Raw genomic sequence first — 25,755 nt, forward strand, 5'->3', positions numbered from 1 at the left:
ACCATGCCTGAGGACATACCGAACGAGCCGCACGCCGAGGGCGAGTTCGCCGGGCGTACGGCTCTGGTGACCGGCGCGGGCCAGGGCATCGGCGCCGCGGTGGCCACCGCGCTGGCCGCCCGTGGCGCACACGTCGTCGCCACGGACCGCGACGCGCACGGCGTCGACGAACTGTCGGCCGCGTCGAGGGGGCTCTCCGGCACGATCGCTCCCCACGTCATGGACGTCACCGACGTCACCGCGGTGACGTCGATCGTCGACGGCATCGTGCGCGACCACGGCGGCCTCGACCTCCTCGTGAACGTCGCGGGCATCCTCCGCAGCTCGGCCGTCGCCGAACTGACCGACGCCGACTGGGCCGACACCTTCGCCGTGAACACCACCGGCGTCTTCCACACCTGCCGCGCCGCCGCCTCCCACATGACGTCCCGCGGCTCCGGCTGCATCGTCACGGTCGGCTCCAACGCCGCCGGGATCCCCCGTACCGGCATGGCCGCGTACGCCGCGTCCAAGGCGGCCGCCGCCGCCTTCACCAAGTGCCTCGGCCTGGAGATCGCGCGCAACGGCGTGCGCTGCAACGTCGTGGCGCCCGGCACCACGGACACGGCCATGCAGCGGGCGCTCTGGCCCGACGACTCGGCGGCGCAGGCCCCGGCCGGGGTGCTCGACGGAAACCTGGAGACGTACCGCACGGGCATCCCCCTCGGCCGCATCGCCACACCGCACGACATCGCCGACGCGGTGGTCTTCCTCGCCTCGGACCGCGCCCGCCACATCACGCTGCAGGAGCTGTACGTGGACGGCGGCGCGACGCTGCGCTGACGCGTTTCGCCTGGCGGCGGGTGGCGGGCGGGGCGGCAGGCAGGACTGCGTGCCCCGGGGGGGGCGATGCGGGCGGGCGGGTCGCATGCGCGCGCGGAGTCACCCAGCCCCCTCCCGCCACACCCCGAGCCCTCCCCTCCCCTGCCCTCCCCTCCCCTGCCCTCCCCTGCCCTCCCCTCTTCCGCACACCCCACCCCACTCCTCCCCCGCACACACACCCGAGCCCCACCCGAGAATTGGAGCCACTGTGTCGACGGCACCCGAGGTCGCCACGCACGACAAGCCCGCCCCGCACGACAAGCCCGCCCCGCTGGTCACGACCGCCCCGCCCGGCACGACCGCCGAGCAGGCCAACCCCGTGGTAGGAGCGGCCACTTCGCTCCTCGGCGCCTACGCCCCGGGCGAGCACTTCCTCGCGACGCCCACCCGCACCCTGCTCGCCGACCACGGCGTACACGCGGAAGTGCCGCACGACGAAAGGCCGTTGCCGCAACGCGTCGCCGCCACCCTGGCCGACGCGCGCCGCGCCGGGATCGCCGAGCCGCACGTCATCGGCGCGGTCCCCTTCGACCACACCGGCCCCGCCGCGCTCGCCATCCCCGCGACCCTGCGCACCGCGCCCCCGCTGGCCGCGGACCCGCTGATCGCGCTGCCCGTCGAGACGGCGGACGCCACCGGCTGGCGGATGCGCCCGGTCCCCTCCCCCGAGGAGTACGGCGCGGGCGTGGCCGCCGCCGTGGACCGCATGTGGCGCGGCGACTTCAGCAAGGTCGTCCTCGCCCGGACCCTCGAACTCACCGCGCCCGCGCCGCTGGACCTCCCCGCGATGCTCCAGCGCCTGGCCCGCCGCGACCCCTCCGGCTACACCTTCGCGCTGCCGACGGCGCCCGGCCGCACCCTCATCGGCGCGAGCCCCGAACTGCTCGTCTCGCGCCACGGCAACCAGGTCGTGGCGAACCCCCTCGCCGGTTCGACGCCGCGCAGCGACGACCTCGCCGAGGACGTGCGCCGCGCCGCCGCGCTCCTGGAGTCGGCCAAGGACCTGCACGAGCACTCCGTGGTGGTGGACGGCGTGCACCAGGCGCTCGCGTCCTTCTGCACGGACCTGACCGTCCCGGCCCGCCCCACCCTCGTCCGCACCGCGACCATGTGGCACCTGTCCACCACGGTGACCGGCACCCTCACGGACCCCGCCGTCTCCGCCCTCGAACTGGCCTGCGCGCTGCACCCCACCCCGGCGGTGTGCGGCACGCCCACGGCGACCGCGCGCGAGGTGATCCGCGAGACGGAGCCGTTCGACCGCGGGTTCTTCACCGGCGTGGTCGGCTGGGGCGACGCGCACGGCGACGGCGAGTGGGTCGTGACGATCCGCTGCGCCGAGGCGGAGGAACGCAGTCTGCGGCTGTACGCGGGTGCGGGCGTGGTCGCCGCGTCGGACCCGGCGGCGGAGACCGCGGAGACGGGCGCGAAGTTCCGTACGTTCCTGGACGCGGTGGGGGCGGAGCTGTGAGCGCACTCGACGCACTCGGCGTACCTGATGTCCTTGACGGACCGGATGCGCCCTTGTGGCCGGAGGAGTTCGCGGAGCGCTACCGTGCCGCGGGCTGGTGGCGGGGCGAGACCTTCGGCCAGATGCTGCGCGACCGGGCCGCCGAGCACCCGGACCGCGTCGCGATCGTGGACCCGGGCAGACAACCGGCCCGCCGCTGGACGTACGGGGAGCTGGACCGCAGATCGGACCGCCTCGCGGCGGGCCTGCTGGCCCGCGGGATCGGCAAGGGCGACAAGGTGGTCGTCCAGCTGCCCAACATCGCCGAGTTCTTCGAGACGGTCTTCGCGCTGTTCCGCATCGGCGCGCTCCCGGTCTTCGCGCTGCCCGCGCACCGCGAGACGGAGATCCGCTACTTCTGCGAGTTCACCGAGGCCGCCGCGTACGTCATCCCGCAGGAACTCGGCGGCTTCGACTACCGCGGCCTGGCGGCGAAGCTGGTCGACGAGATCCCGACGCTGCGGCACGTGTTCGTGGCGGAGGGCGACGCGGGCCCGTTCGAGGCGCTGTCGGACGTGGCCACGGACCCGACCGGCCCTGTCCCCTCCCCTCCCACGCCCTCCGACCTGGCGTTCCTCCAGCTCTCCGGCGGCAGTACGGGCGTACCGAAGCTCATCCCGCGCACCCACGACGACTACATCTACTCCCTGCGAGGCTCGAACGAGATCTGCGCCGTCGACGAGGACAGCGTCTATCTGGTGGCCCTCCCAGCCGCCCACAACTTCCCGCTTTCCTCCCCGGGTTCGCTCGGCGCGCTCCACGCGGGCGCCCGCGTCGTGCTCTGCCCGCAGCCCAGCCCGGAGACGGCCTTCCCCCTCATCGAGTCCGAGGGCGTCACCATCACGGGCCTCGTCCCGCCGCTGGCCCTCCTCTGGACGGAGGCGGCGCCGGTGACCGCGTACGACCTGAGCAGTCTGGACGTACTCCTGGTGGGCGGCGCGAAGTTCAGCGAGGAGGCGGCGCGCCGGGTGAAGCCCGCCCTCAACTGCACGTTGCAGCAGGTCTTCGGCATGGCGGAGGGCCTGGTCAACTACACGCGGCTGGACGACGACCCGGAGACGATCGTCACCACGCAGGGCCGCCCGATCTCGCCGGACGACGAGATCCGTGTCGTCGACGACGAGGACAACGACCTGCCGGTCGGCGAGACGGGCCACCTGCTGACGCGCGGCCCGTACACGATCCGCGGCTACTGGCGGGCTCCCGAGCACAACGCCCGTTCCTTCACGCCCGACGGCTTCTACCGCACGGGCGACGTGGTGCGGCTCACCGAAACCGGCCACCTCGTCGTGGAGGGCCGGGCGAAGGACCAGATCAACCGGGGCGGCGAGAAGATCGCGGCGGAGGAGGTCGAGAACCACGTCCTCGCCCACCCGTCCGTGCACGACGCGAACGTGGTCGCCGAGCCCGACGCGTACCTGGGCGAGCGGACCTGCGCGTACGTGATCCTGCGCGCGGGCGCCGAGCCCATGAAACCGGCCGCCATCAGGAAGTTCGTACGGGAGCGGGGCCTCGCCTCGTACAAGGTGCCCGACCGCGTCGAGTTCGTCGAGGTCTTCCCGCAGACGGGCGTAGGAAAGATCTCGAAGAAGGCGCTGAGGGCGGCGACGTCGTCCGAACCCGCGTCTCCCTGCCCCACGCGTTGACCCGACTGATCGATCCGACCGAGCAACTCCACCCCACGCTCCCGCCCCGAACGGAACTGCCCACCACCATGGCCCTCCCCGCCATCACCCCCTATCCGATGCCGTCGCGCGACGAGCTGCCTGCGAACCGCGTCGACTGGCAGGTCGACCCGTCCCGCGCCGTGCTGCTCGTGCACGACCTGCAGAACTACTTCCTCTCGGCGTACGACCGCACGGCCTCCCCCGTACCGGAACTCCTATCCCACGTGGCCGAGTTGAAGAAGACCGCGGACCGTCTCGGCATCCCGGTCGTGCACACCGCGCAGCCCGGCGGCCAGTCCCCCGCCGAGCGCGGCCTCCAGCAGGACTTCTGGGGCCCGGGTCTGCCCGACGACGCGGACGCGGCGGCGATCGCCCCGGAGATCGGCCCGGCGCCCGCGGGAACGGTCCTCACCAAGTGGAAGTACAGCGGATTCGTCCGCACGGACCTCCTGGAACGCCTGCGCGAACAGGGCAGGGACCAGCTGGTCATCACCGGCATCTACGCGCACATCGGCGTGCTGATGACGGCGTGCGACGCGTGGATGCAGGACATCCAGGCGTTCGTGGTGGCCGACGCGGTGGCGGACTTCTCGGCGGACGACCACGCGATGGCGCTGCGCTGGGCGGCGGGGAAGTGCGCGGTGGTGACGACGACGGAGGCGGTGTTCGCCGACGGTGTTTCCTAGGGTTTCCTAGGGTTTCCTAGGGCGCCCTTCCACGGCCGGGCTGCTGTTACCCGGGCCCCGGTCGAGGGCGGCCGTGAGCCGGTCGAGCCGGGCGCGCAGATCCCGTACGTCGTCGAGGGACAGCTCGGTGGAGTCGGCGAGGGCGCGGGGCACGGCAAGGGCCCTCTCGCGCAGGGCGCGCCCTTCCTCCGTGAGCCGCACAGTGACGGAGCGCTCATCCTCGGCGCTGCGCCGCCGCTCGACGTGCCCGGCCGCTTCGAGCCGCTTGAGCAGCGGTGAAAGCGTGCCCGAGTCGAGCCGCAGCCGCTCGCCGATCTTCTTGACGGGCAGCTCGTCGTGCTCCCACAGGACGAGCATGACCAGGTACTGCGGGTAGGTCAGGCCGAGGTCCTTGAGCAGGGTGCGGTAGACCCCGTTGAAAGCGCGGGCGGCAGCGTGCAGCGAGAAGCAGATCTGCTGATCGAGCCGGAGAAGGTCCTCGTCATCCATGGCTACAGGCTACAGCGACCCCTCGCACGCACCATTAAGTTGTGCACAACTAAATAGCGTGCTTCACTTGTGCTCGCACGTCAGACGAGGCGTCGTACGCCAGCGAGACAAGAGGACGGGATTCCCATGGACGCGCTGTACACCGCAGTAGCCACCGCCAACGGCCGCGAGGGCCGCGCCGTCAGCTCCGACGGCAAGATCGACCTGCCGCTCGGCTTCCCCAAGGCGCTGGGCGGCAACGACCAGGGCACCAACCCCGAGCAACTCTTCGCCGCCGGTTACGCCGCGTGCTTCGCCAGCGCGATGGGCAACATCGCGCGCCAGGAGAAGATCGACGTGTCGGAGGTCTCCGTGACGGCGGAGGTCAGCATCGGCAAGGACGACGCGGACGGCGGCTTCGGCCTCGCGGTGGTCATGCGCGCGGAGCTCCCCGACCACCTGCAGGGCCCCGCGGGCGAGGACCTCCTGAAGAAGACCCACGCGTTCTGCCCGTACTCGAAGGCGACGCGCGGCAACATCCCGGTGGAACTGGTCATCGAGTAGCACCCTCCCCTCCTCGACGTAACGAGCTCCCGACCCGAGCTTCTCTTGAGGTAAGGGTCGTAGCGTGGCTGCGATCACTACTGTCCACGCAAGGAGTCGATCGCATGAGTGACCTCATCCGCCTGCCGGGCGAGGGCCGCAAGCTGGTCACGAAAGCGCAGGAAGTGACCTTCAAGGCCACCGGGGCGCAGGGCTCCTCCGCGTCCATCTTCGAGGTGGTGGTACCGCCCGGGTTCGACACCGGCGGCCACTACCACGAGGAGGCGGAGGAGTTCTTCTACATCCTGGAAGGCGAGTTGGAGCTCTTGGCCTTCGAGCCCACGGAACGTACGGGCGACTGGCTGGACTGGGAGTCCGTCGACGGCGACAGGGTGGTCCGCGCCCCGGCAGGCAGCAGCATGTTCGTACCGCCCAACACTCCGCACGCGTTCCGCAACGCCACGGACCAGCCGGTGCGCATGCTGTTCCAGAGCAATCCGTCACCCGAGCACGAGCAGTACTTCGAGGAGATAGCGGGGATCTGGTCGACGGGTGACTCGGTGGACCCCGAAGCGGTGAGGCGCATGCGCAGCCGTTACGACGTCAAGCAGATCACGCCGATGCGGTTCGAGCCGCCGGTCGCCGCGGCGACCACGTCCTGACGCGACACCTCCGAGCCCAAGGCCGTCGGCTCCCCACCCGCATGGGGCCGACGGCCGCGCCCACGCCATGACGGACCCGACGCGGACGGCGACGGACACCCCGCCCCACCACCGGACCCTCATCCGCTACCCTGTCCTGGACTGCCGTCCGCGGCGGTCACAGATCTTGCAAGAACCGAGTGAGCACTCGCCCAGCAACACAGAGTGTCCACCCACGTTCCACGCAGGACCCCGCCTTCGTAGCTCAGGGGATAGAGCACCGCTCTCCTAAAGCGGGTGTCGCAGGTTCGAATCCTGCCGGGGGCACGTGTTTGATCAGGGCGAAGGCCCCGGTATCCGCAGATGAGGCGGACGCCGGGGCCTTTTGCATGCCGCCTGCGTGCAGTTTGACTACGCCTGCGTGCACGCTGACTACACCCTCACTACGCGAGCGCGGACCTTAAATGTCCCCTAAACGATCACATCGTCTGCGCTGGTCGGGACGGCGGCGAACGTAGACCGCCCCCACGCTGTGCACAGCGGCAGGCGGTTCGACGAAGCTCTCGGCGTGCGCGGGGTCTGGGCACTACGCCGAGGCGGGAGGCTCTGCCATCGCATACCGGAACTCGCGGCCCCGGGAGCGTGTGCGCACGGCACACGACTGCACTCGGTTCACACGGGGCGCGAAGCGCTGATGACTTCCCACGCCCGCGAGCGCGGCTCGGCCCGACAGCCAGGCCGAGCCGCGCCCATGCCTCTCAGGCTGCAGGTGTGCCGCTGCCCGGGCAGGTCTCGCGCCCCCCGCCGTTCGGCTGGTGCAGCGGCATGGGTTGGCCCGGCTCGACGCCGGAGTACGCGCCGCACTGCTGGCAGACGCCCGGGCACTGCCCGGGGTCGAAGCGGTGACTCCAGTGTTCACACATGATCAGTTCTCCCTTGAGTGGGGGGGATGGGGCTGACTGGTGTGGTGCACTCCGCTACTCGGCAGGGTCCGGGCCAAGCGCGGAGGTTCTAGAGCTTGCGGACGAAGGTTCGCTCGCCGTTGTGCCAGGTGATCGTCAGGCCGTGCTGGCCGCCTCCGCCGTTCTCGCGGGCCGACCAGGCGTCGAGAGAGGCGATCTCGGGGGACTCGGCCGCGCCGATCACGCCTGCCAGCCACGCGTCCGGGGCGTCCGTCACCGCGGCCGCCTGGACCGGGGCAGGTGTGCCTTCGACGGGGGCCGTGGGCGTGTCGTGCTTGGCGCCCTCGGCGAGCTGACCGATCATCTGCCACCGGACCTCGCGGCCCGCGACGGTCACGGCCAGGCCGTAGAGGTGCGTGTCGTCTCCGGCCTCGGCGAGCGTCTGTACACGCTGTACGTCGGGGGTGTTCTTGAGCAGGTCGACGGCGAAGTCCTGGAAAGCGGCGGGGCGCATTTGTGATCATTCCTCTCGTGGCGGCCCGGTCAGTTTATGGGCGGGCGCCGACAGATCACGGGCCTCGGCCCGAGCTGAGACCAGTGCCTCGCCCTCCGCCGGAACCGGGCAGATGCACGGGCAGGCTTGTTCCTCGCCGACGAGGAGGTTCCCGCCGAGGATGCTGACGCACGTCGTGAGGTCGCAGTCGTGCGGGCCCTCGGGTGTACCCGTCAGCAGGTACTGCAGGCACGGCATGCACGGCACAGCCAGAGACTCCACCGGGTCCGCCGGGGTGTCGGTCACCGCGGTGCCTCCTCGCCGGGCATGGGAGGCTCGGGTCCCCGCAGCACGGTGTGCACCGCACGCAGTGCCCGGCGCATCCGTGCGCCCTCTTCGCACTCTTCAGTGCGGCAGACGAGGCAACCGAGCTGGTGCGTCCGGAGCAGCCCGTCCACGGTCTGCGAGGCCACCTCTGGGCTGAACACCCAGACGGCTGGCCCGCTCACCGCGCGCCCGGTCGCTGAGGGTCGCGGGCCATGTGGATGAGCGCGGCGACGGACGGGGTGGCACACAGGTCGCCGACGATGCGGGGGCGCACCGCCCAGTACAGGCCGGTCGGGCCGGTGAGGTCGGAGGCGGGGACGGACAGGAATTGGCCAGTACCCAGCATCGGGGCCTCGGGGTACGCCTGCGTCCACTTCGGTGCGTTGGCGCACTCCACGAGCACGTAGTACTGGTGCTGCGGCCGGTTGTGGATGACCGGCCCACCGAGCAGTTCGGCGAGCATCCGGGTCACGATCTCCAAGTCGCTGGCCCCAGCCGCGGCATGGACGAGTGGACCGGACAGAAGGACCGCGTTAAAGCGCGTGCCCAAAGGCAGGAGGGCGATCCCGCGCTCCGCCCACTCCCGGTGGGCCTGGTGCGGCGCGGCCTGCGAGCGCGCGAGCCAGTCGAAGACCGCGGACTGTTCTCTGGGAATGGTCATGGGGAGCGCCTTCACTGTCATGGCGATGTGTCTCACACCAGCGACCGTAGGCGTCCCCAACACGCTCACCCGAGCTGACAGTTCGGGTGAGCTACGGGCTCGCCAGCTAGACCAGCCCGATCCTCACAGCCAGTTGTTCAGCCTGCCGTGCGTGCATCGCTCGGGCCCGGCGGATCACCGTCAGCACCAGCTGACGTGCGAGGGGAGTACGGGCCAGGTCTTCCGGCGCGACAGCCTCCAGGCCGAGCAGGGACAGCAGCGTGGCGGCGTCCTCCCGCCGCTGGCTGTGGCAGGCCGCGACCTCCAAGCCGAACGTGAACTCCCTCTCGACGCTGGGCAGATCGCTGGTGTCGATGGCGTCTGCCGTGTGCAAGGCCTCACCGGTCTCGCCCGCCTCCATATCGATGGACAGGGTGTGCAGTGCCACGTTGGTCGGCCCGAACACCGTCCAGTTCACGTTGCTGCTGTCGAGCACCTTGCGGGCCGCGGGTACGGCGTGCTCGCGCAAGCGCTCGCGGGCCTCCGACCATTGGCGGCGACGCGCGGCCCCGAGGACGGCGACGAGTTGGAGGGCGCCGCCCATCGCCATGCGCTCAGCCTCCGGCATCTGCGCGACGGCCACCTGCCGGGCCGCCCGGAGTGCAAGCTCCTCCGCCTCGCCGGGCCGCCCAACAGCGAGTAGGACATGGCCCAAGTTCCACTGTGCGGCGGCGATGCGGAGGGGGTCGTCGGCGTCCTCGGCGGCGCGCTTCGCGCGGTCCGCTGCGATGGTGGCAAGGTCAACGCGGCCGGTGCGACGCAGGTATGACCGGAGCAGACAGTAGAGGTCTGCGGCCGTCCGCAGCACAGCTCGGCGCTCCACTGGATCCGGTCCGGCCCGCACGGCCCGCACGGCGTACTCGACAGCGGCCACCAGGTCAGGCAGCGTCTCGGCCGCCTTCGTGAAGCGGTCGCCGTCGGTCTGCCAGGACTGCCATGCGGCTTCCACCCGGCCCCTGAGCTCGGCTGCCGTGGCACGCGCAGTGCCGATGGTTGGGCCGTAGCCGAGGAGCGCCCGCCCCACCGCGGACTCCGCCGTGTCCACCGCGTCCTCCTCGGCAGGTGGCTTCTCCGACAGCAGGGCGGCTGTAGGCACGCCCAGCTCTTGGGCGAGGGCGTACAGGATGGGCAGCGACGGAACCTTGAGACCACGCTCAATCTGTGACAGGTAGTCCGGTGCGATGCCGACCAGTCCGGCGACCGCGTCCTGCCGCCGCCCCCCGCGGTAGTGCCTGATTCGGTCCCCGATGGGGAGGTCCGCTGCAACCATGCGTCCACTCCTCGCTCTGTTCCCTGAGCGTAGGGTGCCCGCACGGTGGGGATACGGGAATCCACTGAGAGAGGGGACACCGTGGCGAAGCTGGTGCTGTGGGACATCGACCACACGCTCATGGCCATGCGCGGACTCGGCGGCGAACTGTGGGCCGCCGCGTTCGAGGAGGTGACAGGCGTGCCGCTACGCGAGCAGGCGTCCGTGACCGGGTCGACAGAGCGCGTGATCCTCCGCGAAACAGCGAAGCTGCACGACATCCCTATTAGCGACGACCTGTTCACGCGGTTCGCCGACACACTCGGCGCCGTCCACCTGCGGCGGGCAGCCGAGGTACGCGAGCGCGGACACGCGCTGCCCGGCGCCGTCACGGTCCTGGCAGCGCTCGACGCGCGTGGAGTCCGGCAGTCCGTGGTGACCGGCAACGTCCGCGGCGCGGCCGAGGTGAAGTTGGCGACGTTCGGCCTCGACACGTACCTGCGTCTCGACGACGGCGCGTACGGAGAGGACGGCGAGGAGCGGCACGAGCTGCTGCGCGCGGCGCTGGCCCGTGCGGATGTTCCCGCCGAGCGCGCCGTGTTCTTCGGGGATACCCCTGCCGATGTGACGGGCGGCCACGCCGCCGGGGTTCGGGTAGTGGCGGTCGCCACCGGCAAGACGTCGCGGGCCGAGCTTCAGGACGCGGGCGCCGATGTCGTGCTCGACGAGCTTGCAGACACCGAGCGGGTCTTTGACGCTATCGGGGCGTGACGAAAGCCCCCCTTCCTCCGTCGCCGAGGTGCTTGAGCTGATGGAAGAGTCATCTTTCAGCCGTATGCCCGGCTATGCATCGGCAGCCGCTGGTGCGTGGCCCTCGGGGGTGGTGGACGACTGGATCCACTGCAGGCAACCCGCAGCCCCGGCCACGATCGGCGTCGCGCACACCTCCGGGTTCTTCCACGGGTGGTGGTCGACGAGGTGCTTCTCCAGCGCGGGGTATCGCTCGGTGGTGGTCTTGAGGAGCAGCTGCCATTCCTCGCCGGTGCCGTACTCACCGTTGTGCCAGAACACGGAGGTGATGGGGCCGATGATCTGGGCGCCTGCTGCCAGTCGGTTGCGGACCGCGCCGCCTGCCAACTGCACGGCCTGGTCACGGGTTTCGGTCGCGGTGGATACCTGCACGTAGTCAGCCATGTCGGTGAGCGTAGCCGTCCGCAGGCATGACGAAAGGGCCCCCTCCCGCCCGAAGGCGGGAGGGGGCACGAATGATCATGTCAGTGGCGCGAAACAAGATCATGGATCAAGCGGAACGCATTCGTGACCGCTGAGACTGCGGCGAATACCACACCCCACTTGGATGTCTCAGGATGATGGGGTTTCGGCAGCGCGGTACGGTTGTTGGACACGAGCATCACCTCTCCATGGGTGATCTTCGGTGCCCGTCGGATTGAGTTGAGGCTGTCCAGGCTGACTCGAACCGGCGGGCTTCTTTGTGCTCCATTGCAACAGGAGATCGTCGGTTCGCAAATTCGATCCCGGCTATTCGGACAGGGATTTACCTGCAACTACCGGGAGTTGTGGCAGGAGTCACGCCTGGAGGAGCGCGCGGTGAGGGCCCTGCGGAGCTGCTGCCTCGTACGGCCTGGCCGCGAGAGAAGCAATGTTGAGGAGTTTCATCACGGACAGGAGCGGCCAACAGCGCCTTCAACGATCACGCGTACTGGCGTCTTTGTGGGTCGAGAGCCGCGGCCTGCGGGGTGGACTCGGGATCGGGCGCAGGGGCCTCGTCACGGCGGCACACCGACGCGCCCGGGTCGCCGGGCGGCGCCTGGAGGCTGTACCCGTCCGGGCGGGTCTGCCCATCACGGCCGTCGGTGCCGTCCGCGCCTGCGGAGCCTGGCTCGCCCTGACCACACCCTCGCCCGCGCCACAGCCCCCGCCCCCGCCCCCGCCGATGCCGATGCCGATGCCGATGCCGATGCCGATGCCGATGCCGATAGCAGACATACCTGGCCAGCGGCATGCTCCTGTTCCGGCTTCGGCACCAACACCACCCCCACGAACATGAGTTGAAGCCGTCTGCCACCAGAATCCACGGTGCTGCGGTCAGTCGGCCTCGGGCGGCAGTGGGGCGGTCCCGGGCGTGTGGAGGGCATGGGCGATGCCGACGTCGGGGCCGCTGTCGTAACCGGCGCGGAAGGCGGTCCCATAGCTGTCGTCGCCGATGGCCTGACGGGCCTGCGCCTCGCACGCCTGGCGGGCGGCGAGGAGTTCGGGTGCTCCCATCTGGGGGGAACCGAGGGTCTGCCATACCCGGTCGGCGGTGCCGAGGAACCGGGCGGCTCGCTCGGCGTGACCGGACGCGACCGTCGCGGAGGCGAGTACGTCGAGGGCCATGGCGATGCCAAGGCTGTCGTGGACGCGGCGTTTGCCGTTGAGGGCGTCGCGTGCATGAGCTCCGGCCTCGCCCGCCCTTCCCAGGGCCAGCGCGGCGAGGGCGCGGAGGAGGTCGCCCCAGGCGCGGGCATGCGTCTCGCCGCGGTCGTCGCATACGACGCAGAGACGGTCCGCGACGACCGCCGCCTCGGCGACCTCCCCGAGCTGGATGTGGACGAAGGACCGGGCGACCTGGACGAGGGACCACGCCGCGTCGTAGCGCCCGGGGGACGGCGGGGTGCGCGGCGCCGTGTCGAGCGCCTCGGCCGCCTGCGTCTGCCGACCGCTCAGCGCGAGACAGGCGCCCTCGAGAATGGCCGCGGCGACCGGGACGGTCTCATCGGCCTCGTCGGCCGTGACCTTCCGGAAGGTGTCGACGAGGCGGAGGCCGGTCTCCATGTCACCCACGGTCTGGCCGACCATGCCGCGAGCCCACAGGGCCTTGGCGCGGTCCGGTCCGGGGGCCGGATCCAGGTCCAGGGCCCGGTCGAGGTAGTACTCACCCTCCTGGGCGAAGCCGCAGGCGTACCAGAAGAACCACAGCGCCCCGGCCATCTGCAGCCCACTGTGCCCGTCCTGCTCGGCGAGGCAGAAGTCGATGGCGGCGCGGAGGTTGGCGTGTTCGGCGGTCGTCCGGTCGTGCCAGGCGACCTGGTCCGGCCCCATCCAGGCGGCATCCGCGGCCTGGGCCAGCGCCCGGAAGTAGTCCCGGTGCCGGTGGCGCAGCGTGGACTCCTCGCCGAGACCGCGCAGCCAGGCGGCGCCGAACTCGCGGATGGTGTCGAGCATCCGGTAGCGCTCGCCACCGCCGGTCGGATCCCACATCACGACCGACTTGTCCGTCAGGGAGGCGAGCAGCCCCGGGATCGTCTCCTCGGGAAGGCGCGCGTCGGCACACACCGCCCGAGCGGCCTCGACGTCGAAGCCGCCGACGAGGACGGAAAGGCGGGCCCAGAGCAGCCGTTCGGCCGGGGTGCACAGTTCGTGGCTCCAGCCGATCGCGGTACGCAGCGCCTGGTGCCAGGGCGGCTCGGCCTCGTCCACCAACTCGTCGGTGGTGCCCAGGACGGTGAAGCGGTCGTCCAGCTTCTCGGTCAGCTCGGCCATCGAGAGGTCGCGCAGACGGGCCGCGGCCAGTTCGATGGCGAGCGGGAGACCGTCCAGGCGGCGGCACAGTCGTACGAGATCGGGCCGGTTGGCTTCGGTGACCGCGAAGCCGGGCACCGCCTCGGCGGCCCGGTCGGCCAGCAGGGCCATCGCGTCCGCACCACCGCATGCCGCGCCCTCGCCTTCGGGCACGGGCAGCGGGTCGACCGTCAGCGGCTGCTCCGCGTGCGTGCCCAGAGGGCGGCGGCTGGTGACCACGATCCGCAGCCGCGGCGCGGCCCGCAGCAGCACATCGGCGGCCAGCGCGCACTCGTGGACCAGGTGCTCGCAGGTGTCCAGGACAAGCAGCGCCTCGCGCCCCGCCAGGTAGTCGGCCAGTACGTCGATCATGGGCCGCGTCGTCTGATCCGCCAGCGACAGCGCCTCGCACACGGCGTGTGCGAGCAGCGCGCCCCGGCGCAGCGACGAGAGGTCCACCCACCACACCCCGTCCCGGAAGTACGGCTGTACCTCGTGCGCGGCCCGCAGCGCGAGCCGCGTCTTGCCCACCCCGCCGACCCCGACCAGCGTCACGAGCCGGGCGCCGTCGTCGAACAGCCGCCGGACTTCTGCCAGTTCCCGCTGTCGGCCGTACAACTCGCGTGTCTCTGGGGGGAGGTTCCCCGCTCCTCGCCGCCGCATGGCCGCACCCTTCCTTGCTCTCCCGCCGTGGAGACCGCCGTGGAGACCGCCGTGGGGAGGCAGCATGGCGGCTGCGCTCGGGCCGCGGGACGGTCTGCACGCAAGTGACCGGAAGTGTCGCCGCCCGATCACGGCCGACCGAGGTTGCCCTGTGGCGCGCTCGGTGTGTCTTCGTTCTTCGGTACGGGCAGTACCGGTCCCGTCAGCTGGTCGGCGGTGGGCTGGACGAGCAGCAGGGTGAGGTCGTCGCCACGGCCGTCGCCGTCGGGGGCGGCAGCGTGGTGGTCGACGAGGTCGACCAGGTTCGTGAGGGCCTCGTCGAGACTGAGGGCGCTCAGCGCGGCCCGGAACCGGCGGTCGAGGGCCAGCGGGGTGCCGTGCGCGTCCCGGGCCTCGGTGAGACCGTCGGTGTAGAGCAGCATGCGCTGCTCGGGGGTGAGCAGGACGGCCTGCACGCTCGGCGTGGGCGACAACCCCAACGGCGGTGACGGGCAAGGGGCTTCAAGGACCTCCAGGCACCGCCCCACCAGCAGCGGCGGCGGGTGCCCGCAATTGACCAGGCGGACCGCGCCGGGCACGAAGTCCACGAGGAGCAAGGTGACGAAGTCCTCGTCTCCGAGGTCGCCCCGTACGCGGTCGTCGAGGATGTGCGCGAGACGGACCAGGTCCGGCTCCGTGGCCGCGGTGTGGCGGAAGGCGGAGAGCACCGCCGCGCTGATCCGGACCGCGTCCAGGCCGTGCCCCGTCACGTCTCCGACGATCAGACGCGGCCCGGACGGCAGCAGGACGGCGTCGTGGAGGTCCCCGCCGACCAGAGCACCCTCGCTCGCGGAGCGGGTCCGTACGGCCGTGGCCAAGCCGCCCAGATCGGCGGGCAAGGGGCGCGCGAGGGCACGTTGGGTGAGTTCGGCGACGCGGGTCATACGGGCAAGGGAGGCCTTGCAGCGCCTGCGGTCGCACGCCATCAGAACCGTCCACACGCCGTGGGCGACGAGCAGCGGCCCGACGATGAGCAGAGCACGGTCCGGCACCGCGGGCTGGGTCGCGGCACTCACCGCGACCCCCGTCTCAATCGCTGTTGCCAGTACTAGCCATCCACGCTCCGAGAGCATCGCGTGCCTCCGTGGCAGGTCGTCCCTCACCCCGCGCCAAGCCACGCACGCTCCCACACTTGCCCGGGACACGTGAGGCCCTTCACGTCATCGGTCACGGAATGCGCCCACCCATCGGGGCGGTACACGCTTGCGAAAACGGAACCACCAGCTCAGGCGGAGCGTGCGCCACCACGTACTGACGGAGCGTCAGCACGCGAACACAACCTCGACGTGACTCCACCCGATCAGGCAGTGACAGCAAACGTCGCCGGGCAGGAAGTCAGCTGCCACGATCGGCGCGGACGGCGGGACGAGGATACGCACCCGCTCGAACCGCTTCCCGAGGGCGACCCGCCCGCGCGGGACACCACCGCCGGGCCCTTGGGAGGTTGAAGGGCCGGGCGGTGCTCGGCACAGGCTGGTCAGGCACCGTACCGAGGTGGGGTGCATGTCATCCCACCTCGGAACGTGAGGCGCCACAAGCGTGTGCGGGCGGCTCCCGAATGCACTCCGTTCACACGGGGTGTGCGGGCCCAGGGCTGGCCGGGTGAGTGGGACACGAGTACAAAAGGCGAAGAGCCACAGGAACATCACTGCGAACCGGAGCGAAGAGGGTTTGTCGAAGCTGCACGTCATCACGGGCGCTCCCGGAGCCGGGAAGTCCACGCTCCTGAGCCACTTGAAGGACTACCCGTTCGCCACCGCGGATTTCGACGAGCTCCCGGAGCCCGACGGCAGCCTGATGGGCATCGACATCACCTCGCCCACCGCGAGTGCCGTGTGGCCCGCCTACAACAGGCTCTGGGTGAAGGTCGCGGGGATGATGCTCCGGACCGGCGGGCCGGTGCTGCTCCTGTGCCCTTTGACGCCCGAGGAATGGGCGAGCGCGGCCGAGGGCGCCGTGGACCCGCCGCGTACTGACTGGGCACGGCTCGATTGCACCGACGCCGACCGGCGCACCCGCCTCGCCGCTCGCGGCTGGGAGTCCGACGAGGTCGAGGAAGCGATCAAGGACGCCGAAGAACTCCGGGCCGCGGTGGACCGGGAGTTCACCAGCGCCGGCCGCAGCCCTGCGGAGGTCGCTGCGGCCGTGGCCGACTGGGTTGTCGGCGGCTCAGGGCGGCACACCGGGTAGGAGGCCGGGGCGATCTCCCGAGCTCCGCGCGGCAGGAATCGGCCCTACCGGGGCGGCCGGGTCCTTGTCGTCGCTGGTGGCGATCATGCGCGTGCCGTCAGGGTTGCTGTCCGCTCCAGGTGGGACGGGGTTCTGGGGCTGGGGTGGGTGGGGCTGCCGCCTCAGGCGAATGCGGGCCGCTCACTCCGGTACTGGCTGTGGTCCGGTGGAGAGCGCAGCGCGTGGCCCGGTGTGCGCGGCGCAGTCGTTCACCCGCCTCGCAGTAGTTCGTGGTCCGACAGGGCGCGCAGCCGTCGAAGTGGGCGAGGAGGTTCGCGTACGCCCGCTGCGCCTGCCGCTCCTCGGGAGTCGTCTCGGTGAGGGTCACCGCCGCCTCCGGTCGGACTCGCTGCGGGCGATGTGTACCAGGGCGGCGATGGACTGGGCGGGGCACAGGTCGCCGACGATGCGGGGGCGCACCGCCCAGTACAGGCCGGTCGGGCCGCGGAGGTCGGACGCCGGGACGGACAGGAAGTGGCCGGTGCCCAGCATCGGGGCCTCGCCGTACGCCTGCATCCACCGCATCGTGGGGGCTGGCTGGACGAGCGCGTAGTACTGGTGCTGAACGCGGTTGTGGATGACCGGCCCGTTGAGCAGCTCGGCCAGCGTCGCGGTCACGATGTCCAGGTCATCGGTTCCGGCCGCCGCGTACACGAGCCGCGCGGGCAGACACACCGCGTTGAACCTCGTACCGAGAGGCAACAGCGCGATCCCGTGCTCCGCCCACTCCCACCGGGCCCGGCGCGGCTCGTCCTGTGCGCGTGCCAGCCAGTCGAACGCGGCGCTCACCAGCCTCGGGGAATCGCCACGTCCCGCGCCGAGGGCGGCGCCCGTCATCTCAGCCATGTCGACTCCTGCCCGGTCGGCCATGCCCGGCGGCCGCTCGCACGATCGCCGGGGCTCTGTCCGGCCAATGAAACCGGGTCGCTACACAGCGTCACAGGGACGTAGTGTCCTACTTTCCCGACGCTAATCGGCGACGCCCAGGAACTCCGCCAACGGGCGCAGGCCGACGGGGTGATTGGGGAGTGCCCAGAGGTCGCGCACGATGGCTACGGCCAGCGTGTGGTGCTGCATCCAGGTCGGCGCGACACGGCGAAGTGACTCCAGAGCCTTCACGGCCTCTGCCGCGCTTCCGAGGTCCGTGTGGGCCCGGGCCACGTCCAGCAGCAGCCACGTGCGCCACGAGGGCGGCGTGTCCGCACTCAGCCGCATGCCTTTGGCCAGCTTCAGCGCTTCCTCGGGACGTCCGTACTGAACGGCCAGGCGGACCCGCTCGATGCGTACGGATGACGGGCTGAAGACGCTGACCATACGGCTGTCGCCGCCCTGCGGCAGCTTGCTCACACGGGCTGCCTCGGTCTCCGCGTTCGCCATCAACTCGGCTGCCCGCTCGTAGTCGTTGCTGCGCGCGGCCGACGTGGCGGCGGACATGGTCAGGGCTCCCCAGACCTTCAGGCCGTCGGCGGTGGCCGTGTGCCCGCCGTCCTTGGTGTCGTCCGCTGCGCGCAGGGCGATGCTCAGGGCGTCGCCAAGGCGCCCCTGCCGCTGGTACGTCCATGCGACGGAGTTGACGATCATCGGGCGCAGCAGGGCGTCGGAGGACCGGCCCGCAGCGTCTATGGCCCGCTCCAGGCTGATGAGCGCGAGATCCGTCTTTCCCATCCGCACAGCGACGTGCCCGGCCAGCTGGAGGGCCTTGCCCAGCGCGGCGAAACCGGCGCCGCGGTCGTCGCCGTCGTCTGAGACCGTGGCCGAGCGCGCGTCGGAAATCATGCCGGGCAGAGCCTTCATCACCGTGTCGAACTCGGCGGAGTGGTACTGCGTCCAGTTGTCCGCGATCTGCTCACGCAGGCCGCTCAGCGAGAAGCCGGGCCCCGGCGGCTCGGGCTCCGGCGCCCAGAGCAGCGGCATGATGGCGCGCCGTACCGCCACGAAGCGCGGCCCGTCGTTCTCCCCGGTCGAAGCGACGGCAGGGGGGTCGCCGAGGAGAGTCGTCAGCTCCACGCCGAGGCCGTTCGCCAGCGCGTGCAGCGTGGGCAACCGCGCCGAGTGTTTCCGTTGCTGCTCCAGCTGCCGGATGACGTCGAAGGACACGCTCGAGCGCTCCGCCAGTTCCTCTTGCGTCAGGCCAGCCAGGCGGCGCAAGCGGCGAAGGGTCCGTCCCAGGTCTTCATCTGCCACGCCGCCACGGTACGCCGGGGGCGGTACGTCTCGGCGCGGCGGAGCTTACGGTTTGTGGGTTGCCCAGAGCAGTTCCGCTGGCCAGCGGTGTGCCCAGTCGGGCGGGGTGGTTTTGTTGTAGCCGTTGGGTGTTTCGGGGGCCGGGCGCGGTTCGATGAGGTCGTCGATGATGAGGCCCGCGCCGCGCAGGACCCTGACCCAGTCGCCGTAGGTGAGCTGATAGCTGGTCGCGTCGTCGCCTTCGGCGATGCTGTTCAGGCCGAAGTAGTTCTGCTGCAGCGTCGTGGTCACGCGGCTGGCGGCTTCGTCGTAGCACGCTTCGAACCAGGGGCTGGCGACGTTGAACACCAGGCGCCCGCCTCGGCGCAGGACGCGTGCGGCCTGTGGGACCGCCAGGTGCGGGGGCGCCCAGCTGAGCCCGCCGAAGTCGCAGAACACCAGGTCGAAGCTGTCGTCGGCGAAGGGGAGTTGTTCGGCGGCGGCTTGCACCAGCGGGTAGCGGGATCCTCCCATCGCGCTTACCGCTGCGGCGAGTTGGGCTTCGGACAGGTCCAGCCCGACCACGGTGGCGCCCTCGGCGACGAGCGCCCTGGACCACTGACCCGCGCCGCAGCCGAGTTCGAGGACTCGCTTGCCGGTGACGTCGCCCAGGGCTTGCAGGTGCGCGTCGGGGATGGAGTACATGCCCCACAGCCGGGGTGCGGCGCCGATCTGCGGGTCGTGCTCGTGCTGGTAGTCGTTGCTGATCCGGTTCCAGAGCCGCCGGTTGGCGGGGATGCTGTCCACGCGCCGACTCCAGCAGTGGCTGCCGGGGGTGGTCAACCCGATTAGGGTCCTGGCCCCTCACGCCCCCTCCGGGCACCGCGCGCGGGGCTCTGTGCGTCACTCGTCCCGCGCGCCGTCGCGCGTCGGCGTGATGACTCCGGACTTCACCTGGGCCCGCAGTTCGTCGATCTCCCGCTGCATGGACCTGATCTGCCCGTACGTCTCGAAGAGGTAGCGGGCCTTCGTACGGAGCGTCAGGGGGTCTATCGGCTTCAGGGCCACGTCCGCCACGCCCAGCCGGAACGCCGTGGCGGAGATCTCCCGGCTGACGTCGAAGCCGGTCAGCAGGACGATGGGTATGGCGCGGGTCTGCTCCAGGCGGCGCACGTAGCGCACGACGTCGAGGCCGCTCACGCCCGGCATGCGTACGTCGAGCAGGATCAGCCCGACGTTCCCCCGCAGGATCACCCTGAGGGCGTCGTCGCCGCTGGAGGCACTCACCAGGGGGTAGCCGAGAGGGGCGAGCGCGCTCTCCAGCGCGAACAGGGTGTCCTTGTGGTCGTCGACGACGAGGATCACGGAGTTGGTCAGCATGGACGGAGGCCCCCTCTGTCGGTATCCACGCTAAACCGACACCGGGGTGCGTAATCCGTGTGTCACCACACGGGCCGTAACTATGTTCATGACCGCAGTATCAGCAGCAACAGAGAAAAAAGCGCCCCCCTCCCGCCCTCCGGCTCCCGTACTCAGGTGCGGATGCGGACTCCGTGGCGGGTGCGCATGCGGTGGAGCTCCCACAGGGCCACCGCCGTCACGGAGACGGGGCCGCCCAGGATCGCGCCCCACTGCGCCGCCGGGGGGCCGTGCGGCAGGCCGCCGTCCAGCGCGACGCTGCAGAGCATCAGCTCCCAGACGAGTACGACGGTGAGCGCGGCCGGGAGGGCGGCGTGCACGTTGGACGTGTTGAAGGCGTAGCGGGCCGCGTACGCGGAGGCGAAGGCGAGGAACGGGAGCAGCCAGATCAGGCCGATGAGCAGGGCGAGGGCCACCAGGCCGTTCAGGAGCGTGCCGTAGTTCTGCTTGAGGAGCAGGGCGCTGCCCACCAGGACCAGGACCACCCCCACCAGGATTCCCACGTACCAGCCCACCGCCTTGAGCGGCGCGCCCAGCCGGGAGCGCAGGACGCGACGCTGGTCGGCGGGCGCGTAACGGATGAAGCCGAGCACCACCAGCGGTCCGGTGAAGATGAGCAGCAGCGGGGCCAGGATCAGCTTCACCACGCCGTCGTTGGCGACTCCGCTCCAGCCCTCGTCCGCGCCGTACGCGTAGATCAGGAAGAGGCTCGCCGCCGCGCCCACGATCGCGCGCCACAGCTGGACCTGCGTCACCAGACGGTCCTCGACGCGGCCCGCACCGGGCTGGTTGAAGATCGCCTCGGCGCGGCGGCGGGCGGAACGGATCACCGGGACCAGCGGTGAGACGAACAGGAATCCCCAGAGGGTGCGCCGACGCCGGGCGGGCCGTGGCGGGTGAGGGTGCGGCGGGTACGGGTGTGGGTGAGGGTTCGGGTAGGGGTTCGGGGGTGCGTAGGGGGCCGGGACGTGCGGGTGGTTCGTGCCCGGGTGCGGGGGCGGGGGGCCGCCTCCCTGTGGCTGGCCGTTCGCCGGTCCCCAACCCTGGTATCCCCCGTGTGCCATGGGTCTTCCCCGCCTCTTCCTCGGCTCTTGCCGACGCTTCTTGAGCACTTGTTGAGTACTTCTTGGGTGCTTCTCGGGTGCTTCTTGGGTGCTTCTTGGACGCTTCTCGGCTCTTCTGAGCGCGCGCAGTTTACTGGCCGAAAACGTCCTGGCGCCGTACCTGCGCGATTCGTTGGCCTGAGGGCAGCTGTGATCGTCGTCGTTACGGAGGTAGTGCCATGGGTAGTGCCCTGCGGATTCCTGGGCCCGAGCTGTGCGAGGACGGTGGGGTCGGGGCGATCTCGGCCGCGGGTGGGCTGCATCTCTATCAACTGCGGCTGCATGCCGAGTACGGGTCCGTAGTGCGGTTCCAGTTGCCGGGCGCGGGCGTCGCCGTGTCCGTCTCCGATCCTCTGCTGCTTGAGGACACCGCCCGGATCGACGAGCGGCCCGCGCCGCTGTTCGCTTTTCTCGAACCCCTCTGCGAGGCCGGGAACCTCCAGGTCATCGGGGCCGAGGAGCACGGGCCCTGGCGGCGCGTGCTGTTGGAGGTGTTCGCCGGACGGCCTTCGCACGAACGGCACTTCGGGGAGTTCGTCGCGCTGGTGGAGGCGCTCGCGGACCGTTGGGAGCGGAGCGGTGACGAGCCCGGCTCCCCCGTCTCTTCCGTTTCCCCCGTCTTTCTTCAGAAGGATCTGACCGCGCTCTCGCTGCGGATGATCTGCGCCTATGCGTTGGGGGGCGCCGATGGAGGGGTCGTCGAGCCGGAGAAGGTCGTCGACGCGTTCGAAGTCGTACTCACCGAGTACTTGGGGCGGACCTACCGGGCGGAGGAGGGCGAGGCGGACGAGGGCATGAAGCGGGCGGAGCTCGCGCTGTCCTACCTGCGGGGCACCGTCGACCGCGTCGTCGCCGCGCACGGGGACGCCCCGCAGAGCGACCGCGGCGACGGGAGTGGCCGGGGCGACTGGAGTGGCTGGAGCGACCAGAGCGGCCGGGGCGACCGCAGCGATCTCATCGGGGCCCTCCTCGCCGCCGGTACGTCCCCCGCCCGCATCCGCGACACCGTCATGGTGACGATGCTGGCCGCCCACCACACCACCGGCGTCGCCGTCTCCTGGACCCTGCACCTGCTGGGCCGCCACCCCGAAGTCGCCGAGCGCGTGACCGAGGAGCTCGACCGCGTCCTCGGTGACCGCTCGGCGCCCGACTACGGCGACCTGCGCAGGCTCACGTATCTGGACATGGTCCTGAAGGAGTCGATGCGGCTCTACCCGCCCGGCCCCTACGGGGCCAGGGAGACGACCGAGGACATGGTGCTGGGCGCCGACGGCGAGTACGAGATCCCCGTCGGCACCACCGTCTTCTACCCCTTCTGGGCCGTGCACATGAACCCCGACCACTGGCCCGAGCCGGAGAAGTTCGTGCCCGAGCGCTTCACCCCGGAGGCCGTGGCGGAGCGGCCGCGGCTCGCGCACATCCCCTTCGGGATCGGGTCGCGCAGCTGCGAGGGCGCCGGGCTCGCCATGGTCGAGGCCCAGCTGATGCTGGCCGTGCTGCTCAAGCGGTTCCGGTTCCGGGCCGTCGAGGGGCACGAGGTGACGCCCGTCGAACGGTTCGTGCTGTGGGCCGCCGAGGACATCCCCATGACCGTCACTCCGCGTGCGGGCGGCCGGGGCCCCAACCGCTGACGTCTCAGCCGAGCCGCTCGCCGTACACGTGGTCGACCGTCATCGTCATCAGCACGCGGCGGTCGGCCACCATCGCCGCGCGGTACTCGTCCCAGTCCGGGTGCTCCCCGGCCGCCAGGCGGTAGTAGCGGACGAGCGCCTCCACCTCGGGGCCTTCGGGGTCGGTACCCGGGCCCGTGAGGGTCGCCGTGCCCTCGATGGTGGCCCACGAGCGGCCGTCGGGACTTGTGACCTCCAGCGTGGCGCGCGGGTCCCTGCGCAGGTTCGCCGTCTTGGCGCGGCCCTCGGTCATCGATACGTGGAGGACGTCCGCCTCCCTGTCGTAGAAGGGCGTGACGGGCGAGAGCTGGGGGCGGCCGTCCGTCTTGATGGTCGCGAGGATGCCGAGGCGGGACGCGGCGAGGAGTGCGCGGGGGTCGAAGGCGGGGGCGGGGGTGTCGGACACGGAGGGCCTCTCAGGGGGCGGAACGGGCTGACGGGGCGGGACGCGAGGCGGCGCCATCGAAGTGAAGGCTTCGAAGGAACCCTGCCTCAACAGCAATTCCTCCCCGGCCCCCGTAATTCCCGTGCCACCACACCACTCTGAGGTTGCGTCACCTCCGCACGCAGCGACACAGCGACCGCAGCACCACCCCTCCCCCACCCAGCCGCCCCACCCCACCTAAGCTGCCCGCCGGGCCGACACCAACATCGCCGGGGGACCAGGGAAGCCATGACCGAGACCGAGACCGCAGCCGGACAGGGACCCCCACCACCCCCCACCTCCGCCGCCGCCCCCGCCTCCCCCCGCTCCCCCCTTCACATCCCCGCCTTCCGCCGCTTCGTCCTCGCCCAGCTCGTCTCCGCGACCGGGTCCGCGATGGCACCGCTCGCCCTCGCCTACGCGGTCATCGGCGCGGGCGGCGGCGCCGGGGCGCTCGGACTCGTGCTGGCCACCAACACCGTGCCGACCGTCGCCTTCCTGCTCGTCGGCGGCGTCCTCGCCGACCGGCTGTCCCGGAGCCGGTTGCTGTTCCTCGGCAATCTGCTCGCCGCGGCCGCGCAGGGCGCCCTCGCCCTGGTGGTGGCGACCGGGCACGCGAGCACCGGGGCGATCGCGGCCTGCGGGTTCGTGTCGGGGGTGGCGGTGGCGTTCACCACGCCCGCCGCGCAGGGCGTGGTCACCCAGCTCGTCGCACCGGACCAGTTGCAGCAGGCCAACGCCCTGCTCCGACTGCCCACCAACGCCGTCAAGGTGGTCGGGCCCGTGGTCGGCGGGCTGGTCGTCGCGGCGAGCGGGCCCGCCTGGGCGCTGGGCTTCGACGCGCTCACGTTCGCCGTCGCGGCCCTGCTGCTGCTCGGGCTGCGGCTCGGCGCCCCGGTGTCGAAGGGCAGCGCCCTCGCCGATCTGCGGGAGGGCTGGTCGGGCTTCTGGTCGCGGACCTGGCTGTGGACGTACACGGCGGCGGGGACCGTGCTCGTCGCCGCGTGGCTCGCGGGCTATCAGCTGCTCGGTCCCGTCGTCACCGAGCAGGAGTACGAGGGGGCCCGCACCTGGGGGCTCGTCCAGGGCGCGTTCGCCCTGGGGCTCCTCGCGGGGACCGTGGTGTGTCTGCGGTGGAAGCCGGAGCGGCTGCTCGTCGTGGCCGTCGCCGCGAGTTCGGGGCTCGCGCTGCCCCTGGCGGGACTCGCGCTCGGGCTTCCGCTGCCCTGGCTGCTGCTCGCCGCCGTCCTGGCGGGCGTCACGCTGGACGTCGCGGCCGTCACGTGGGTTACGGCGTTCCAACAGAACGTTCCCGAAGGCGAGTTGGGGCGCATGAGTTCCTTCAACCAGGTCGGCGAGCGCCTCGCGATCCCGCTCGGCTATCTCGTCGTCGCGCTCGTCTCGCCGGTGTTCGCCGACCGGTCCGTACTCGCCGTCTGCACGGGGATCATCGTCGCCGCCACCCTCCTCAACCTGTGCGTGCGCGACATCCACCGCATCAGACGGGTGCGGTAGCGAGGGGCGGGCGGCAGGCGGAATAGGGCAACCCACTTCGTACGCCAACCAGTTGATGCTTTGACGTTATCGCCGAATGACATCGTTCCGAATGCGCCCCGGCCTCCCGATACTCGTCCCGACCGGAGGCCGCACCCGCAGGCCTCGGGTCCCGGCAGCCCGGACACCCCGGGCGTACCGGCTATCCCGGCCTTCCCGGAAGGGACACCCCCATGAACAGATCCAGAGTCAGCCTCCTCGCCGCCCTCGGCTCGGCCGCCCTCGTGGCCTCGCTGGCCGCCGCGCCCTCGGCGCTCGCGGCCCCGGCGCCCGAGACGGTCAAGCCGACCTCCACGTACGCCACGTCGGCGTACGTGGGATCGGCCGAGGATCAGGCCGCCAACCGGCAGTTCTTCGACGCCGTCATGAAGTCGGCGCTGAAGAAGCAGGCCGCGAAGCCCGGCATCCAGGTCGTCACCGTCACCTACAACACCAGCCGGGCGCCCAGCTTCCGCAGCCAGATAGCCCAGAGCACGCAGATCTGGAACTCCTCGGTCAGCAACGTGAAGCTGCAGGAGACCAGCTCGACCGGTAACTTCCAGTACCGCGAGGGCAATGACTCGCGTGGCTCGTACGCCTCCACCGACGGGCACGGCCGTGGGTACATCTTCCTGGACTACCGGCAGAACCAGCAGTACAACTCGACGCGTGTGACGGCGCACGAGACGGGCCACGTGCTCGGTCTTCCCGACCACTACTCGGGTCCGTGCAGCGAGCTGATGTCCGGTGGCGGTCCCGGCACGTCCTGCACCAACGCGTACCCGAACACGCAGGAGCGGTCGAGGGTCAACCAGCTCTGGGCCAACGGCCTGGCCACCCTCAAGGACAAGGGCGCGCTGACGAAGGTCCGCTGACCCGCGCGGCCTCCCCCGCGACCTGGCAC

Annotated in this window: 25 protein-coding genes and 1 tRNA gene; 12 read left to right on the top strand and 14 right to left on the bottom strand. The window is 71.1% G+C overall.

Annotated features, from left to right (window positions below; translation table 11 throughout):
• Window positions 1-3: 3 nt before the first annotated feature.
• The 4 genes from AC068B_RS17320 (at window position 4) to AC068B_RS17335 (ending at window position 4,724) form a co-directional block, all read left to right on the top strand.
• Entirely contained in the window at window positions 4-822 is an 819-nt protein-coding gene (locus AC068B_RS17320; protein WP_478672366.1) for a 2,3-dihydro-2,3-dihydroxybenzoate dehydrogenase, read from the top strand.
• 247 nt (window positions 823-1,069) lie between these two features.
• On the top strand, window positions 1,070-2,332 hold the full coding sequence (gene dhbC, locus AC068B_RS17325; protein WP_478672367.1) for an isochorismate synthase DhbC: 1,263 nt from the start codon (window positions 1,070-1,072) through the stop codon (window positions 2,330-2,332).
• On the top strand, window positions 2,329-4,017 hold the full coding sequence (locus AC068B_RS17330; protein WP_478672368.1) for a (2,3-dihydroxybenzoyl)adenylate synthase: 1,689 nt from the start codon (window positions 2,329-2,331) through the stop codon (window positions 4,015-4,017). Before dhbC ends, AC068B_RS17330 begins: the two co-directional genes overlap by 4 nt.
• A 68-nt stretch (window positions 4,018-4,085) precedes the next feature.
• Window positions 4,086-4,724: an isochorismatase family protein gene (locus tag AC068B_RS17335; RefSeq protein WP_478672723.1), complete on the top strand. Its 639-nt coding sequence runs from the start codon at window positions 4,086-4,088 to the stop codon at window positions 4,722-4,724.
• A 6-nt stretch (window positions 4,725-4,730) separates the two neighbouring features.
• On the opposite strand, the gene AC068B_RS17340 is transcribed toward AC068B_RS17335, so the two are convergent.
• Complete coding sequence (locus AC068B_RS17340; RefSeq protein WP_478672369.1) at window positions 4,731-5,213, bottom strand: MarR family winged helix-turn-helix transcriptional regulator; 483 nt, start codon at window positions 5,211-5,213, stop codon at window positions 4,731-4,733.
• Window positions 5,214-5,339: 126 nt separating this feature from the next.
• Here AC068B_RS17340 and AC068B_RS17345 point away from each other — a divergent pair, with 126 nt between their 5' ends.
• From AC068B_RS17345 to AC068B_RS17355, 3 genes are all read left to right on the top strand, one after another.
• On the top strand, window positions 5,340-5,756 hold the full coding sequence (locus AC068B_RS17345; protein WP_055570122.1) for an organic hydroperoxide resistance protein: 417 nt from the start codon (window positions 5,340-5,342) through the stop codon (window positions 5,754-5,756).
• Between the two features lie 104 nt (window positions 5,757-5,860).
• The gene (locus tag AC068B_RS17350) at window positions 5,861-6,397 is read left to right on the top strand and encodes a cupin domain-containing protein (RefSeq protein ID WP_478672370.1); all 537 of its coding nucleotides are present in this window, start codon (window positions 5,861-5,863) and stop codon (window positions 6,395-6,397) included.
• A 233-nt stretch (window positions 6,398-6,630) separates the two neighbouring features.
• Window positions 6,631-6,703: transfer RNA gene (locus AC068B_RS17355), tRNA-Arg, on the top strand.
• Between the two features lie 684 nt (window positions 6,704-7,387).
• Here the strand turns inward: AC068B_RS17355 and AC068B_RS17360 are convergent.
• From AC068B_RS17360 to AC068B_RS17375, 4 genes are all read right to left on the bottom strand, one after another.
• Window positions 7,388-7,792, bottom strand: coding sequence for a hypothetical protein (locus AC068B_RS17360; protein WP_478672372.1), 405 nt, complete (start codon window positions 7,790-7,792; stop codon window positions 7,388-7,390).
• 6 nt (window positions 7,793-7,798) lie between these two features.
• The gene (locus AC068B_RS17365; protein WP_478672373.1) at window positions 7,799-8,077 is read right to left on the bottom strand and encodes a hypothetical protein; all 279 of its coding nucleotides are present in this window, start codon (window positions 8,075-8,077) and stop codon (window positions 7,799-7,801) included.
• Between the two features lie 199 nt (window positions 8,078-8,276).
• Window positions 8,277-8,759, bottom strand: a complete 483-nt coding sequence (locus AC068B_RS17370) for a hypothetical protein (protein ID WP_478672374.1) — start codon at window positions 8,757-8,759, stop codon at window positions 8,277-8,279.
• A gap of 106 nt (window positions 8,760-8,865) precedes the next feature.
• Window positions 8,866-10,068 carry a helix-turn-helix domain-containing protein gene (locus AC068B_RS17375; protein ID WP_478672376.1) on the bottom strand — a complete coding sequence of 401 codons (1,203 nt, stop codon included), beginning with the start codon at window positions 10,066-10,068 and terminating at the stop codon, window positions 8,866-8,868.
• Between the two features lie 81 nt (window positions 10,069-10,149).
• On the opposite strand from AC068B_RS17375, the gene AC068B_RS17380 reads away from it, so the two are divergent.
• Entirely contained in the window at window positions 10,150-10,818 is a 669-nt protein-coding gene (locus AC068B_RS17380; RefSeq protein WP_478672377.1) for an HAD family hydrolase, read from the top strand.
• Between the two features lie 72 nt (window positions 10,819-10,890).
• On the opposite strand, the gene cutA is transcribed toward AC068B_RS17380, so the two are convergent.
• From cutA to AC068B_RS17395, 3 genes are all read right to left on the bottom strand, one after another.
• Entirely contained in the window at window positions 10,891-11,241 is a 351-nt protein-coding gene (gene cutA / locus AC068B_RS17385; protein ID WP_478672378.1) for a divalent-cation tolerance protein CutA, read from the bottom strand.
• 912 nt (window positions 11,242-12,153) lie between these two features.
• Window positions 12,154-14,226 carry an ATP-binding protein gene (locus AC068B_RS17390; protein ID WP_478672380.1) on the bottom strand — a complete coding sequence of 691 codons (2,073 nt, stop codon included), beginning with the start codon at window positions 14,224-14,226 and terminating at the stop codon, window positions 12,154-12,156.
• A gap of 173 nt (window positions 14,227-14,399) precedes the next feature.
• Window positions 14,400-15,326 (bottom strand): PP2C family protein-serine/threonine phosphatase, encoded by a 927-nt coding sequence (locus AC068B_RS17395; protein WP_478672381.1) that lies wholly within the window; start codon window positions 15,324-15,326, stop codon window positions 14,400-14,402.
• A gap of 655 nt (window positions 15,327-15,981) precedes the next feature.
• Here AC068B_RS17395 and AC068B_RS17400 point away from each other — a divergent pair.
• The gene (locus tag AC068B_RS17400) at window positions 15,982-16,500 is read left to right on the top strand and encodes a P-loop nucleotide/nucleoside kinase family protein (protein ID WP_478672382.1); all 519 of its coding nucleotides are present in this window, start codon (window positions 15,982-15,984) and stop codon (window positions 16,498-16,500) included.
• Between the two features lie 363 nt (window positions 16,501-16,863).
• On the opposite strand, the gene AC068B_RS17405 is transcribed toward AC068B_RS17400, so the two are convergent.
• The 5 genes from AC068B_RS17405 to AC068B_RS17425 all read right to left on the bottom strand — a co-directional run bounded on the left by AC068B_RS17405 (window position 16,864) and on the right by AC068B_RS17425 (window position 20,951).
• Window positions 16,864-17,385, bottom strand: a complete 522-nt coding sequence (locus tag AC068B_RS17405; RefSeq protein ID WP_478672384.1) for a hypothetical protein — start codon at window positions 17,383-17,385, stop codon at window positions 16,864-16,866.
• Window positions 17,386-17,508: 123 nt separating this feature from the next.
• Window positions 17,509-18,723 carry a helix-turn-helix domain-containing protein gene (locus AC068B_RS17410; protein ID WP_478672385.1) on the bottom strand — a complete coding sequence of 405 codons (1,215 nt, stop codon included), beginning with the start codon at window positions 18,721-18,723 and terminating at the stop codon, window positions 17,509-17,511.
• A gap of 45 nt (window positions 18,724-18,768) precedes the next feature.
• Window positions 18,769-19,509 carry a class I SAM-dependent methyltransferase gene (locus tag AC068B_RS17415; protein ID WP_478672386.1) on the bottom strand — a complete coding sequence of 247 codons (741 nt, stop codon included), beginning with the start codon at window positions 19,507-19,509 and terminating at the stop codon, window positions 18,769-18,771.
• 96 nt (window positions 19,510-19,605) lie between these two features.
• The gene (locus AC068B_RS17420) at window positions 19,606-20,082 is read right to left on the bottom strand and encodes a response regulator (RefSeq protein ID WP_478672388.1); all 477 of its coding nucleotides are present in this window, start codon (window positions 20,080-20,082) and stop codon (window positions 19,606-19,608) included.
• 152 nt (window positions 20,083-20,234) lie between these two features.
• Window positions 20,235-20,951 (bottom strand): hypothetical protein, encoded by a 717-nt coding sequence (locus AC068B_RS17425; RefSeq protein WP_478672389.1) that lies wholly within the window; start codon window positions 20,949-20,951, stop codon window positions 20,235-20,237.
• 452 nt (window positions 20,952-21,403) lie between these two features.
• Here AC068B_RS17425 and AC068B_RS17430 point away from each other — a divergent pair, with 452 nt between their 5' ends.
• The gene (locus AC068B_RS17430; RefSeq protein WP_478672390.1) at window positions 21,404-22,855 is read left to right on the top strand and encodes a cytochrome P450; all 1,452 of its coding nucleotides are present in this window, start codon (window positions 21,404-21,406) and stop codon (window positions 22,853-22,855) included.
• Between the two features lie 4 nt (window positions 22,856-22,859).
• Here the strand turns inward: AC068B_RS17430 and AC068B_RS17435 are convergent, their stop codons facing one another.
• Complete coding sequence (locus AC068B_RS17435) at window positions 22,860-23,300, bottom strand: PPOX class F420-dependent oxidoreductase (protein WP_478672392.1); 441 nt, start codon at window positions 23,298-23,300, stop codon at window positions 22,860-22,862.
• A gap of 267 nt (window positions 23,301-23,567) precedes the next feature.
• Here AC068B_RS17435 and AC068B_RS17440 point away from each other — a divergent pair, with 267 nt between their 5' ends.
• Together AC068B_RS17440 and snpA are read left to right on the top strand one after the other, a co-directional pair.
• Window positions 23,568-24,833, top strand: coding sequence for an MFS transporter (locus AC068B_RS17440; RefSeq protein ID WP_478672393.1), 1,266 nt, complete (start codon window positions 23,568-23,570; stop codon window positions 24,831-24,833).
• Between the two features lie 212 nt (window positions 24,834-25,045).
• Window positions 25,046-25,726: a snapalysin gene (snpA, locus tag AC068B_RS17445; protein WP_478672394.1), complete on the top strand. Its 681-nt coding sequence runs from the start codon at window positions 25,046-25,048 to the stop codon at window positions 25,724-25,726.
• Window positions 25,727-25,755: the final 29 nt, after the last annotated feature.

It is taken from the genome of Streptomyces sp. NPDC042371 (genome assembly GCF_056437465.1).